Raw genomic sequence first — 12,985 nt, forward strand, 5'->3', positions numbered from 1 at the left:
TTGACGGAGAATCCCAGAGTGTCGTAGCTGATGCAGACGGTAACTGGATGGAAGAAAAAGAAGAAAAACAGGGCTAGAATAAATTAGTACAGAAATAAATGCTGGAATTTAAGAGAAGCCAACTCTTTCAGCAACGAATGAACAGAGAATAATAAGCAGCTACATGTTGTAACCCCAACAGATGAGGAAAAGAAGTGTTCTTTTCGGATTAACCGAAAACCAATACTAACAACTAACGCCAGGAATACTTCTTTTTTTGTTTTTAGGTGAATTGTGAGAGGAATATTTTCCCATTCATTCGTCAAATGGATATTAACAATTATAAGTTATAATATAATTTACAATTGTAAGAAAGAGGCCTTCAACGAGGCCTCTTTTTTTATATCTGATTTTAAAATCTAATGAACCAAAGATTGTTAACTTTGTGGATATACTTTCGACACGATTATGGCAAAAATTCTCCTGGTAGAAGACGACGTGGCATTTGGAACGATGCTAAAAACTTTTTTGGTTAAAAGGAACTATAATGTAGAACTGGCCTTTTCTGCAACAGAGGCTTATAAAAAGATTTCTTCCATTAAGTTTGATATGGTGCTTACAGATGTTCGTCTTCCGGATGATAGCGGGTTAGACATATTAAAAGAAGCAAAATCTGCAAACAAAGAGACGGAGGTTATTGTAATGACTAGTTATGCCGAAATTAGTATGGCAGTGCAAGCCATGAAGTTTGGAGCTTTTGACTATGTATCGAAGCCTTTCAGGCCTGAATCCATACTACAAACTATAAAGAATGCCCTCGACCATAATTCCGTTCAGTCTGTCCAACAGGAAGAACCTTCCCGAACAACAGAAAAGAAAAAGAAAAATACTTCGTCCGGAAGCAGCAGTTTTATAACAGGCGTGAGCGATGCGTCAAAAAAACTTAACGACTATATCGAGTTGGTGGCACCCACTAATATGTCTGTTCTTATAATGGGAGAGAGTGGAACCGGAAAAGAGCAGGTGGCGAAGAGTATCCACAACCAGAGTAAAAGAAAAGGTGCGCCTTTTATTGCTGTAGATTGTGGGGCAATTCCAAAAGAAATAGCTTCAAGTGAATTCTTTGGGCACTTAAAAGGTTCCTTTACCGGGGCCATAAACGATAAAACAGGGCATTTCCAGGCAGCCAACGGCGGTACACTATTTCTTGATGAAATAGGTAACCTGAGTTATGAATTGCAAGTGCAGCTGCTACGGGCACTTCAGGAAAGAAGGATAAAACCTGTAGGCAGCAACAACGAGATTGAAGTAGACATAAGGGTGGTGACCGCAACCAATGAAGATCTCGCCCAGGCTGTAAAAGAGGGGGATTTTAGAGAAGATCTGTATCACCGTCTAAATGAATTTTCCATACAGGTACCGTCCTTAAAAGAGCGTACAGACGATTTAATAATTTTTGCAGAACATTTTCTCGATGAAGCCAATGCCGAGCTGGAAAAAAATGTAGTAGGTTTTAGTGATGAAGCAGTAGAAGCTTTTAAAAATTATAGTTGGCCGGGAAATCTGAGGGAGCTAAAAAATATGGTAAAAAGGGCGGTGCTATTGACGCAGGAGGATTTGATTCCTTTAAGAGTTTTACCACATGAGATTTCTACTGCAGAGAAATCTGAAGATGATTACAGTCTGTTCAGGAATAAAAATGAAGAGCAACTTATTCTTGATGCCCTGGAAAAATCTGGAGGTAATAAGAGTAAGGCGGCTAGAATGTTGTCTATAGATCGCAAAACCTTATACAATAAGCTAAAACAGTATGGGATCAAGCTGTAACTTCGGTCTTTAGATTCTTCATTAACTGCATTAGTTCCTTTATTGTTTTGGTAATTTCCCTGTCTGATACTTCCTGTTGTCTTTCAAGTTTTTCCAGTGCCGGTATTACGTGAACGGCTTTCATCTGTTTTAACATAGGGAGCATTTTATGCGCAATTTTCCCCATAGTCTCCGTATCCTTCTTTATTCCAGCATCTTTAAGGGCTGTTACATTTTCTTTTGAGCTATCCAGAAATGCTTTTAAAATAACTTCCATGGCCTCATCATCACCACCGGAAAAGAGGTAGATTTCTTCCAGATCATATGCCGTGGTGACACTCTTTTGTTGTTGCTTTTTGTGCTTTTTTTCCTGGATCTCCACTCGAAAAATTTCAGCAATGGTGCGGAGTAGATCTGCTGGTTGGTATGGTTTTAAAAGGTTTTTATTAAATCCTGCCTCACGATAAGTTTCCGAAGGAATTTCCCTGCGACCGGAGAGGGCAATCACCGGGATATCCTTAATTTGCAGATCGTTCCTTATCGCCTTTATCAGATCAAAGCCATCCATTATCGGCATCTGAATATCGGTTAATACGAGATCGAATTGATCAGCTTTTAATTTTTGCAGGGCCTGTTTTCCATTAACGCTGGTCTCACATGAAAAACCGATTGATTTCACAAGCTCACTTGTTAAGGCCAGTTGAGAATTTTCGTCGTCGGCTACCAAAGCTTTTTTGCCGCTTAAATTTACGTTTTCAGGCTCAATTTCAGGTTGTGAATTTTCCTTTTTTCCTTTTACGGCGACTTTAGTTACGGGAATGGATACTATAAATTCACTTCCCTCACCGGGCTTACTTTTTAATACAATGTCTCCTTTTAACAATTGCGAGAGACTTTTGGTAATCGTTAGCCCCAGGCCTGTGCCTCCATATTGTTTCTCGATTTTGCTATTTTCCTGGGAAAACTCTTCAAAAATTTCTTCCTGCTTTTCTTCTGAAATTCCTATTCCTGTGTCCTTTACAGAGATCACCAGCCAATAGTCTCCTTTTTTGATAATATTTGCGGTTACACGAACTTCACCCCGCTCTGTGAATTTATAGGCATTGGTAACCAGGTTTGCGATAATTTGTTTAATCCGGAAAGGATCGCTAAGTACATCAATATCTGTATTTTCTGAAGCTTCTACGATTACCTTAACCTCTTCCTTTGTTTCGGCAGGAATATTATTATTTACAGTATCCTCAATAAGACTCTTCGGATTAAAAGGCAGGCTTTCCGCCAGCATTTTCCCTGCCTCCAGCTTAGAGAGATCCAGAAGATCATTTACCAGGTGAAGAATAAAATCTGATGATTTTCTTATCTGTTCGAGGTATCGGCTCCGTTTGCCGTCGAGTCCTGTTTTCTTCATCAGGTCAGAATATCCTATTACGGTAGTAAGTGGCGAACGCAAATCGTGGGTAATCGCAGCCATAAATTGCTCTCTCCTTTTTAAAAGAGTTTCAGCAAAGGTCTTGGCTTCTTCCAGTTGCATCCGGTACTTCTGGCTTCGGGAAATATCTTTTAAGATCAGGATCAGAAAGATCAGGATGATAATAACACTTATACTTCCTGCAAAGAAAATAATCTTGGAAGTGCTTTCCAACATTGCCTGAGAATTCTCTGCACGTGCTATGGAAGCTTCCCGCTCTTCCTGTTCTATTTTAGAAAGCAAGCTCCGCAATTGCTGGTTCAGTATCAAATCGTTGTCTAATAACTGATCTTCTTTTTCCAGCACAGTTTTCCTGAATTGCCTGTTTGCATATTCCAGCTCGCTCAGCACACGTTTTACCGAATTTACCAAAGAGTCTGCCGTCCTGTTTGTAAGTGTTTCGGCATTATCTTCTTTGGCGTATTCCAGCCAGCTTATAAGAACATTCCGCTGGTGCGGCTCTAAATTATTGAACCGCCTTTCATAATCATCTTCAGCAAAAGATTCGTCCACTCTTCTTAGTTCCTGTAGGACCTGCGAATAGTAATTGGTGTTCCTGTCCTGTTTTCTAAGTTCCAGTAGCTCCTGAAGGTTTTCGGTCTTTTGCGTTAGTAATTTACCTATGCTGTCCAGCCCGGTTTGCATTAAAGAATCAGAATATCGCTCTTTCAGCAATTGTATATTTTCCCTTATGCTGTCAATTTGTGCACTGTAAATTTCTACATCTTCTTCGTTTCCCGTCTGTATTAGCCGTCGACTAATATTTTCAGTTTCATAGAGATCGGTGGTGATCTCACTCACCATAAAAAGCTGTTTGTTGTTGCTGTTATTGTATTGAGTGAGATTGGTATAGGCAAGAACCTGTGTATAGACAAACCAGGTGGCAGCCCCGGCAAGCAGGGCTAAAATAAGATATCCGGCGACTACCTTAAAGGTTATGGATCGTCTGGTGTTGCGCATGGGCCTTTCTTTGTGCTAAAATTACATTATTAAAATCAAACGAAATAAATTATTGGTTATTGAAAAAACCTGTTTACATTTGCCACAAATCTCAAAGGGGTGCCGCCAAAACGGGGGCTGAGATTATACCCAATGAACCTGGGCGGGTAATGCTGCCAAGGGAAAAGTGCAAGAAATTGCGCAGTGTATAGCGTACTCCTGAAAATGCCAAAAATCGAAAGGCAACTTCAGGATTTATTTTTTTAACCAATTATTAATCAAGGAATAATCGCCCCTTTTATTCGTAAAAATTTTTATTACGGATGAAAAACGTATTATTTTTCCTGAGCTTGCTTTTCTTTTCAATGCAGGCTTTTTCTCAAAATTACACTTTACAGGGAACTGTAACCGAAGGAGAAACACCTTTGGAAGGAGTTAGTGTTTTTGCAACCGGCACCGGTAATGGTACCCAAACCGATGAAAGTGGATCGTATTCCCTCACCTTGCAGGAGGGGAATTACACCATTCTCTTTTCCTTCGGAAACAGGAAGCGGGTAAAGGTAGACCTTAACCAGGACAAAGTCCTGAATGTGGACATGAGCACGGCAGAAGAGGTTCTCGATGAGGTTTTTCTTTCTTCAGTAAGAGTAAATGCCCAATCGCCTATTAGCTACAGCAACCTCTCGAACGAGGAAATCCAGGATCGAAACCTGGGGCAGGATATTCCTGCGCTCATGAATTACATGCCCAATGTGGTGACCACTTCAGATGCTGGTGCCGGGATAGGATATACCGGGCTTCGGGTAAGAGGTAGCGATGCCACCAGGGTAAATGTAACCATCAATGGTATTCCTGTAAACGATGCTGAAAGTCAGGGCGTATTCTGGGTTAACATGGGAGATTTTGCTTCTTCAGTAGAAAATCTTCAGTTACAACGCGGGGTTGGAACTTCCACTAATGGTGCCGGTGCGTTTGGTGCCAGTTTAAACATCCTCACAGATGGTTATAAAGAAGAAGCTTCCGCAGAGCTGGCAAACAGTGTTGGTTCTTACAATACCTTTAAGCACACCTTGGAGTTCACCACTGGATTGATGGACGGGCATTGGGCTTTTGCAGGCCGAGCCTCAAAAATTAGAAGTGATGGCTATATAGACAGAGCGGATACCGATCTGAAATCCTACTTTCTTCAGGGAACTTATGTAGATGATAATACCCTCGTTAAAGCAATAACTTTTGGTGGTAGTGAATCTACATATCACGCCTGGAATGGTATAGATGCTGCTACTTTAAGAGAAGACCGTACTTACAATCCTGCGGGAAGTTATGAAGATGAAGAGGGCAGGGAACAGTTTTATGAGAACCAGACAGACAATTATAAACAGGATCATTATCAATTGCTGTGGAATGAGGAATATAACCAGCGCTGGTCTTCTAATCTCGCCCTTCACTATACCTACGGAAGAGGTTATTATGAAGAATTTGAGGAAGATGCTGCACTAACCGAATTCGGGCTGCAGCCTTTTATTGCTGAAGGGGAAGAAGTAACCACATCAGACCTCGTCGGAAGAAAATGGCTGGATAATGATTTCTTCGGAACTACTTTTAGTTTAAATTATGAAGAAGAAGCCTTTGACGTTGTGCTGGGTGGAGGCTGGAACAAATATATTGGCGACCATTTTGGAGAAGTGATCTATTCCAGGTTTGCACAAAACAACGATCCTTACGAACCGTACTATGAAAATACGGGGACAAAGACCGATTTCAATATCTATGGAAAGGCAAACTTTGCAATTACCGAAAAATTAGCGGCTTATATAGATATGCAATTGCGTACCATAAATTATGAAACAGAAGGTGTTCTGGACGATGGCCAACAATTTAACGTAGACGATTCGTTTACCTTTTTCAATCCAAAAACGGGTTTAACTTACGAGCTAAATCCAGCCAACCAGTTTTATTTTTCCTACGGAAGGGCAAACCGCGAGCCGCAAAGAAGTGATTACGAAAATGGCGATCCAGAGCATGAAGAATTAAATGATTATGAATTGGGCTGGAGGTACAATACGCCAAATATTCAGATTAATTCTAACCTGTACCTTATGGATTATCAAAACCAGCTGGTCTTGACCGGTGGTATAGACGATGTGGGTGCATTTGTACGAGAGAACAGTGGGAACAGTTACCGTTTAGGCCTGGAAGTGGATGCCACAATTCGAATTTCAGATCAAATTAATGTAAGACCAAATATTGCAATTAGCCGAAATAAAAATGTGGATTTTGTGTCTACTTTAAATGGGGAGCTGGTAGAATTTGGCGATACCGATATTTCTTTTTCTCCGGAAATTGTCGCGGGGAATATCATAGGCTATACTCCTGTAGAAGGCCTGGAGCTTAAATTGCTTTCAAAATTTGTAGGCGAGCAGTATATGAGCAACATTGAAGCTGAGAACTCTGAGTTGAACAGCTATTTTATCAACGACTTTAATGTTCAGTATACCTGGAGGAATGTGCCACTTTTTGAAGAAATCGTGGTTACAGGGCTGGTGAACAACATTTTTAATGAAAAATATGTTTCCAATGGCTATTACTTCACATACGATGTCGAAAACCCAGACTTTGCAACAGGTGTGGAGACTTTAGATGGCGCAGGATATTACCCACAGGCAACAACAAACTTTTTAGCCGGATTAACACTTAAATTCTAATCTAACCTTTATTTTCTCCCGAAAGCTGAAAATCTTCGGCTTTCGGGATTTTTGTAATGAACCAGAATGGCTTCTATTTTAATTTGGCAGGATTTTGTCTGGTATCAAAAATATTGGTTATAAGAATTTGGTGATTGAACTTTAAATAGACAATTTTAAAATGTTTATGGATCATTCTGCGGTAGGGCTTTCCCAGAATTTCGTCCTCCTGGTATTGTTCAGGGTATTTAAGTTTTTCTGCTAACGCTATAATCTCTTCAACTATTCTCTCTGCCGCTTTCAAGTTTTTATGAGCATAAAAGAGCCAGATTTGAGAGAGATCATTAGTTGCTACTCTGGACCAAATGATTTTTTCCAATCCTCAAATTCTATTTTTAATTCATCTGTTGTCAAAGTATTTCCGGCTTTTGATTCCTTTAAAGATCGTTCTACCTCATTTCTATAGCCATTTTTATCCAGGGATTTCCCTTCTATAGTACAGGCAACGATTTCGTCGTCTTCGTAAGCTTCTATAATAGATTGAATTTTTATTAGTAACAGGTCATCAGCCGCTGATACCTTCTTCAATAACTCTTTCTTCAGCTCCTTATTCTCCATCATAATTTTGCTTTACCTAAAAGTAATCAATTTTTTCTGCGTATAGCCGGTTAATTATAAACTTCAATAAAGCTTCCGCGGCGCTCTATTATGTAGGGTTTCATGGGATATTGTCCTGTTCCATTGGTCATTTCGCCGGTCACAAGATTGTATTCGTTACCATCTTCGCAAGGGCATTTTGCCGTAATCCCTTCTACTACCATTGCAGAACAGTTGCTTGGCGGGTGATTTGGATCACTCAGTTCAAAAGCGGTGTATTGCGTGTTGTTGATATTATAGATCACAATCCCTTTTATCCCGTTGCTGTAGGTCGTGTAGCTATTTCCAGGGAATTGAAGACTATTATACTCGGGTAAATCCAGATTTAGCTGAATGCGGAAATTTAAATTGATCAAATTTGGATTATTCCGGTATTCATCATCATCAGATGTACAGCCTGTGAGTAATATAATACTAAATATGCCGATAATTGCCTTTTTTATCATGTCATCTTAATTTCAGTCAAAGTTTTTTCTGCTGGAAAAAATTAATTTCCGAAGAAAAAGGTCTTCAACAAGCAAAAATAATATAATTGTATTGAAGCTTTATATTCCTTACATTTGTTAGTATAGAAATCCCGCCTAAAAATGGGATTTTTTCTATTATATAATGAAGCCATAGTTTAAAACGGCAGCATAATTTGTAAAACCGTTTATTCCCGCCCTTCCGGGAAATAAAAACAAAAACATCATTATACTATTTAAATTTTAAAAATTAAACGAGGCTTTAAAAACCTCAAATGTAGATATAAACGTATAAGTTATGAGCAAAGTATCTTATTATACAGCAGAAGGGCTCAAAAAATTGAGAGATGAGCTTAACCAGTTAAGGGACGTTGAGCGTCCAAAAGCTTCAGAAGCCATAGCAGAAGCCAGGGATAAAGGAGATCTAAGTGAAAACGCAGAATATGATGCGGCCAAGGAAGCACAGGGATTGCTGGAGATGAAAATCTCAAAAATGGAAGAAATTGTAGCTAATGCCAGGGTTATAGACGAATCTCAACTGGATACGTCTAAAGCTTTGGTACATTCTTACGTAAAAATAAAAAATCAGACAAATGGTACCGAGATGAAGTACAAGCTGGTGGCACAAAGCGAGGCCGACTTAAAATCTGGTAAAATTTCTGTAGATTCTCCTATAGGAAAAGGCCTTCTTGGAAAAAAAGTAGGAGACACAGCAGAAATTCAGGTTCCCAACGGTACTATGAAATTTGATATTCTTGAAATATGGCGGGAATAGTTAAAATCCCACCGAAAAAGAAAAATCCTTTTCATGTTCTTTAACTAAGAATTTCGGAAAGGATTTTTAATTTTATAGGAACTAACAGATAAAAAATCAAAGTTATGGCCAGTTTATTTACCAAGATAGTAAAAGGTGAGGTTCCTGCTTACAAAGTAGCCGAAAATAGTCAGTTTCTGGCTTTTCTGGATGTAAGACCAAATGCAAAAGGCCATACCCTCTGTATACCTAAAAAAGAAGTAGATAAACTCTTTGAGCTTGAAGAAGAAATGTACCAGGAATTACTGCGCTTTACACGTAAAGTGGCGCTTGGGCTGGAAAAGACCGTCTCCTGTAAAAGAGTGGGAATGGCTGTGGTTGGGCTTGAAGTGCCGCATGTACACGTTCATCTTATTCCGTTAAATAGTATGCAGGACATGGATTTTTCCAGGAACCAGGAAATGACTGAAGAGGAGTTTCAGGAACTGGCAGATGCTATTAAAGAAAATGTGGTGCTTTAGTCGATTTATCAGATTACAAACTTAGCCTGGAAATACGTATAGACTGGAGTGATCTGGATCTTTATCAGCATGTAAACAACGTTTCCTTTATGCGCTTCTATGCGCTTCCTGCAGTCCGGGCGGGTAAATTTTTGGGAAGCCACCGTGATCTATAAGAATTACAATAGCACCAGTCGTGGCACCATGCTGGTCTCAAAGCACTGCGATTTTAAAAAATCGCTTTACTACCCTGGCACAGCTGTAGTTAAAACAAAATTGGGCTATATGAAAAATTCCAGTTTTAGCCTTAAGCATTTAATCCTGAACGAGGACGGCAAAATTTGTGCTGAAGGTGAAGATGTGGTGGTGTGCTACGATTTCGGCGAAAATAAAACCTTCCGTATTCCCAATGAACTCCGTGATATTCTGGAAAAGTTTTAGATTTTCCTAAGTGAAATTTTAAAAGTGGTGCCTTTATTCAGTTCACTTTGCAGGACTTTTATTTTGCCTTTATGATATTCCTCAATGATCCGCTTGGCAAGAGATAAACCTAATCCCCATCCGCGTTTCTTGGAAGTCTGTCCCGGTTCAAAAATTGTTTTGAATTTGCTTTTCTCTATTCCCTTACCGGTGTCTTTTATGAAAATACACACCCATTTAGGTTCTTCCTTAATTTCAATATTCAGTTTTCCTTTACCGCGCATGGCGTCTATGGCATTTTTTACAAGATTTTCTATGGTCCAGCTATACAATTGCTGGTTCAACTCCACTTCAATAACTTTTTTGGGTGTGTTTATGGAGAAGTCGATAAGATTGGAGCTTCTAACCTGGAGGTAATCAAAACTTTCGCGGGTAGCTGTAACCACATCTGTGATTTTCAGCAAAGGCGCAGAGCCTATTTTAGAAAAACGTTCTGTAATTGTTTTGAGACGGTCTACATCCTTTTCTATTTCTGTAATGTAATCTTTGTTGACGTTTTCATCTTTCAGGATTTCTGTCCAGCCTATAAGGGATGAGAGGGGAGTACCTATTTGGTGGGCCGTTTCCTTCGCCATTCCCGCCCATAGTTTATTCTGTTCACTAGATTTAGTGGTGGTGTAGAAAAAATAAACAACACCTATAAATAGGAACCCTATAAGGGTGAGGCCAACGGGATAGTATTTTAGTTTATTCAGTGTAGGCGAATTTCCGTAGTAAATGTATTGATCCTGGCCTTCTCCAAGATTAATAATTATAGGTTCATTCTCCTCCATCATCTGGAGGAGCAGGTCGTTTAGACGTTCCTCGTCGTCCAGTATTTTAGGATTTATATTGGTGGTATAATCTATTTTTCCTTTGCCATTGGTATGGATAATGGGAATGGTGGTGTTATTGTTCAGGATTTCAAGAATAAGCGCTGCATCCTCATTGGGATTCATTTTCTCAAAATCCTGCAGGGCATGCGCCCAAATGCTCATTTTTGAACGTTCGTCTTCTTTAAGCCGCTGGAAAAAAATAGTGGTGTTCCAAAGGACCAGGCTTACAACAACAAGACAGGAAATAATAATAAACCAGCGGCTAAAATTTCGCTCATCTGTAAAATTCATGAAAGACATCAACGTTTAATGCGTTTTAAAGATAAGCGTTTTTAAAAGAATATTATTGTGTGCCCGTTCTTTTCATTCCTTAGCTGTTTCGTTACCTTTGTGGAAAAGTAAAAAATGTTAAGTATAGCACCTAAAGAGGTTACTACAGGCGAGCTGCACCAGTATCTACAGGGAGCGGTGGGGCCCAGGCCTATTGCTTTTGCCAGCACAGTAGATGCCGAAGGAAGGCCTAATTTATCGCCTTTCAGCTATTTTAATATTTTTAGCACCAATCCTCCAATCCTCGTTTTTTCACCCTCTCGAAGAGGAAGGGATAACACGGTTAAGCATACTTTTACAAACGTAAAAGCAACAATGGAGGTGGTAATAAATATTGTAAATTACAATATTGTGCAGCAAATGTCCCTTTCCAGTACAGAATATGGTGAGGGTGTAAATGAATTTGAAAAAGCCGGTCTTACTATGCTGAAGTCAGATCTTGTAAAACCTTTTCGCGTAGCGGAATCTCCCGTTCAAATGGAGTGCAAGGTCAATGAAGTTGTAGAACTTGGTAGTGAGGGAGGGGCCGGGAACCTGGTAATTTGTGAAGTACTGAAGCTGCACATAAAAGAAGAAATTCTGGATGATAAAGGAGGTATAGATCCTCAGAAGATAGACCAGGTCGCAAGAATGGGAGGGAACTGGTATTCCCGCGCAAATGCAGGTTTGTTTGAGGTAAAAAAGCCGCTTAGAACAGTTGGAATTGGTGTTGATGCTTTTCCGGAAGAAATAAGGAACAGCATGGTTCTAACAGGTAACGACCTCGGGAAACTGGGTAATGTGGAAGCTTTGCCTTCCGAAGAAGAAATTAAAGATTACCTGGAACAATATCCAAAAACTGCCAGAATCGTATTAAAAGGAGACATAAAGGAAATTCATAGGCAGGCACAGCTGTTGATTGATGAAGATCAACCAGAAGATGCCTGGAAATTATTATTAGCAAAATAGAAGAAATGGAAGTACAAGGAAAAATTAAATTAATTGGTGATACGAAAACCTTCGGAAATAACGGATTCAGAAAAAGGGAAGTCGTGGTTACTACAGAAGAGCAATATCCGCAGCATATTATGGTGGAATTTGTTCAGGATAAAACAGATTTACTCGATAGCTACAAAGTTGGGCAGCCTGTGAAAATCGGGATCAACTTACGCGGTCGCGAATGGGTAAGTCCTCAGGGAGAGACAAAATATTTTAATTCTATCCAGGGCTGGAGAATAGAAAATCTTGCAGCAGGCAATACTCCGGGAGAACAAAATGTGCCGCCACCAGATAACTTTGAACCGGCAAACGATCTTAATGACGAAGATTATGATGATTTGCCTTTCTAAGCGATTTTATTAAAAAAAAATCAGGAGGCTGTCTAAAGATAACTATCATATTACTGAAAAATAATTCAGTAGGACGATAATTGCCATTTTTGGACAGCCTCTTCTATTTCTGAATAAATTCAAATTAATTTAAACTGCTGAATGTATATTATCAGGAAAAATGAAGATTTTCCTCCTGTAGAGTTTGCCAGTAAAGACGGTTTGCTTGCTATTGGCGGGGATTTGTCTGTAAAGCGGCTTATTGATGCTTATAATCGAGGTATTTTTCCCTGGTACGATGCTACCCAGCCTGTACTTTGGTGGAGTCCTGATCCAAGAATGGTGCTTTTTCCTAAAAAGCTGAAGGTCTCAAAGAGTATGAGGCAGGTGCTCAAAAAAGGCAATTATCAGGTGTCGTATAATAAGGCTTTTGCTGAAGTTCTTCAGAATTGTGCTTCGGTAGAACGAAAAGGCCAATTTGGGACGTGGCTTACAGAAGAGATGAAGGAAGCTTATCTAAGACTGCATCAACTGGGATTTACAATTTCTGTGGAAGTCTGGGAGGATGATGCATTGGTAGGAGGTTTGTACGGTATTTACCTGAAGGAAAAACAAGTGTTCTGCGGGGAAAGTATGTTTACCAGGAAGAGCAATGCCTCAAAATTTGGGTTTATCCATTTGGTAAGAAAACTTGGTGCCGCGGGAGTTAAACTTATCGATTGCCAGGTCTATACAAAACATCTCGCCAGCCAGGGAGCAGAGGAAATCCCGAGGGAAGAATTTCTAAAGTTCTTAAAGTAAT

At 39.7% G+C, this 12,985-nt stretch carries 14 protein-coding genes; 9 read left to right on the forward strand and 5 right to left on the reverse strand.

The window, feature by feature from the left end; genetic code table 11:
• Positions 1-447 precede the first annotated feature (447 nt).
• The gene (locus tag RM529_RS03565; protein WP_311483383.1) at positions 448-1,806 is read left to right on the forward strand and encodes a sigma-54-dependent transcriptional regulator; all 1,359 of its coding nucleotides are present in this window, start codon (positions 448-450) and stop codon (positions 1,804-1,806) included.
• Here RM529_RS03565 and RM529_RS03570 read toward each other — a convergent pair.
• Positions 1,796-4,213 carry an ATP-binding protein gene (locus RM529_RS03570; protein ID WP_311483384.1) on the reverse strand — a complete coding sequence of 806 codons (2,418 nt, stop codon included), beginning with the start codon at positions 4,211-4,213 and terminating at the stop codon, positions 1,796-1,798. The two genes, RM529_RS03565 and RM529_RS03570, sit on opposite strands and share 11 nt — an antisense overlap.
• A 302-nt stretch (positions 4,214-4,515) precedes the next feature.
• On the opposite strand from RM529_RS03570, the gene RM529_RS03575 reads away from it, so the two are divergent.
• The gene (locus RM529_RS03575) at positions 4,516-6,897 is read left to right on the forward strand and encodes a TonB-dependent receptor (protein ID WP_311483385.1); all 2,382 of its coding nucleotides are present in this window, start codon (positions 4,516-4,518) and stop codon (positions 6,895-6,897) included.
• A 73-nt stretch (positions 6,898-6,970) separates the two neighbouring features.
• On the opposite strand, the gene RM529_RS03580 is transcribed toward RM529_RS03575, so the two are convergent.
• From RM529_RS03580 to RM529_RS03590, 3 genes are read right to left on the reverse strand one after another with little or no spacing between them, the layout of a single operon-like run.
• Positions 6,971-7,255, reverse strand: a complete 285-nt coding sequence (locus tag RM529_RS03580) for a type II toxin-antitoxin system RelE/ParE family toxin (protein WP_311483386.1) — start codon at positions 7,253-7,255, stop codon at positions 6,971-6,973.
• Positions 7,228-7,497: a hypothetical protein gene (locus tag RM529_RS03585; RefSeq protein WP_311483387.1), complete on the reverse strand. Its 270-nt coding sequence runs from the start codon at positions 7,495-7,497 to the stop codon at positions 7,228-7,230. Before RM529_RS03585 ends, RM529_RS03580 begins: the two co-directional genes overlap by 28 nt.
• Before the next feature lie 47 nt (positions 7,498-7,544).
• Positions 7,545-7,979, reverse strand: coding sequence for a Rieske (2Fe-2S) protein (locus RM529_RS03590; protein ID WP_311483388.1), 435 nt, complete (start codon positions 7,977-7,979; stop codon positions 7,545-7,547).
• A gap of 316 nt (positions 7,980-8,295) precedes the next feature.
• Here RM529_RS03590 and greA point away from each other — a divergent pair, with 316 nt between their 5' ends.
• The 4 genes from greA to RM529_RS03610 all read left to right on the forward strand — a co-directional run bounded on the left by greA (position 8,296) and on the right by RM529_RS03610 (position 9,692).
• Positions 8,296-8,772 (forward strand): transcription elongation factor GreA, encoded by a 477-nt coding sequence (greA, locus tag RM529_RS03595; RefSeq protein WP_311483389.1) that lies wholly within the window; start codon positions 8,296-8,298, stop codon positions 8,770-8,772.
• Positions 8,773-8,876: 104 nt separating this feature from the next.
• Positions 8,877-9,272: an HIT family protein gene (locus RM529_RS03600; RefSeq protein ID WP_311483390.1), complete on the forward strand. Its 396-nt coding sequence runs from the start codon at positions 8,877-8,879 to the stop codon at positions 9,270-9,272.
• Between the two features lie 38 nt (positions 9,273-9,310).
• The gene (locus RM529_RS03605; RefSeq protein WP_311483420.1) at positions 9,311-9,427 is read left to right on the forward strand and encodes a hypothetical protein; all 117 of its coding nucleotides are present in this window, start codon (positions 9,311-9,313) and stop codon (positions 9,425-9,427) included.
• Positions 9,372-9,692, forward strand: a complete 321-nt coding sequence (locus RM529_RS03610) for an acyl-CoA thioesterase (RefSeq protein WP_311483391.1) — start codon at positions 9,372-9,374, stop codon at positions 9,690-9,692. Before RM529_RS03605 ends, RM529_RS03610 begins: the two co-directional genes overlap by 56 nt.
• Here RM529_RS03610 and RM529_RS03615 read toward each other — a convergent pair.
• Complete coding sequence (locus RM529_RS03615) at positions 9,689-10,837, reverse strand: sensor histidine kinase (RefSeq protein ID WP_311483392.1); 1,149 nt, start codon at positions 10,835-10,837, stop codon at positions 9,689-9,691. The genes RM529_RS03610 and RM529_RS03615 overlap by 4 nt on opposite strands.
• 114 nt (positions 10,838-10,951) lie before the next feature.
• Between RM529_RS03615 and RM529_RS03620 the strand changes: the two genes are divergently transcribed.
• The 3 genes from RM529_RS03620 (at position 10,952) to aat (ending at position 12,984) form a co-directional block, all read left to right on the forward strand.
• Complete coding sequence (locus tag RM529_RS03620) at positions 10,952-11,824, forward strand: flavin reductase family protein (RefSeq protein ID WP_311483393.1); 873 nt, start codon at positions 10,952-10,954, stop codon at positions 11,822-11,824.
• Positions 11,825-11,829: 5 nt separating this feature from the next.
• Positions 11,830-12,204 carry a DUF3127 domain-containing protein gene (locus tag RM529_RS03625; protein ID WP_311483394.1) on the forward strand — a complete coding sequence of 125 codons (375 nt, stop codon included), beginning with the start codon at positions 11,830-11,832 and terminating at the stop codon, positions 12,202-12,204.
• 141 nt (positions 12,205-12,345) lie between these two features.
• A complete protein-coding gene (aat, locus tag RM529_RS03630) occupies positions 12,346-12,984 on the forward strand; it encodes a leucyl/phenylalanyl-tRNA--protein transferase (protein ID WP_311483395.1) in 639 nt (212 codons plus the stop codon).
• Position 12,985: the final 1 nt, after the last annotated feature.

Source organism: Autumnicola edwardsiae (assembly GCF_031846505.1).
In the GTDB taxonomy this organism is placed as follows: Bacteria; Bacteroidota; Bacteroidia; order Flavobacteriales; family Flavobacteriaceae; genus Autumnicola; species Autumnicola edwardsiae.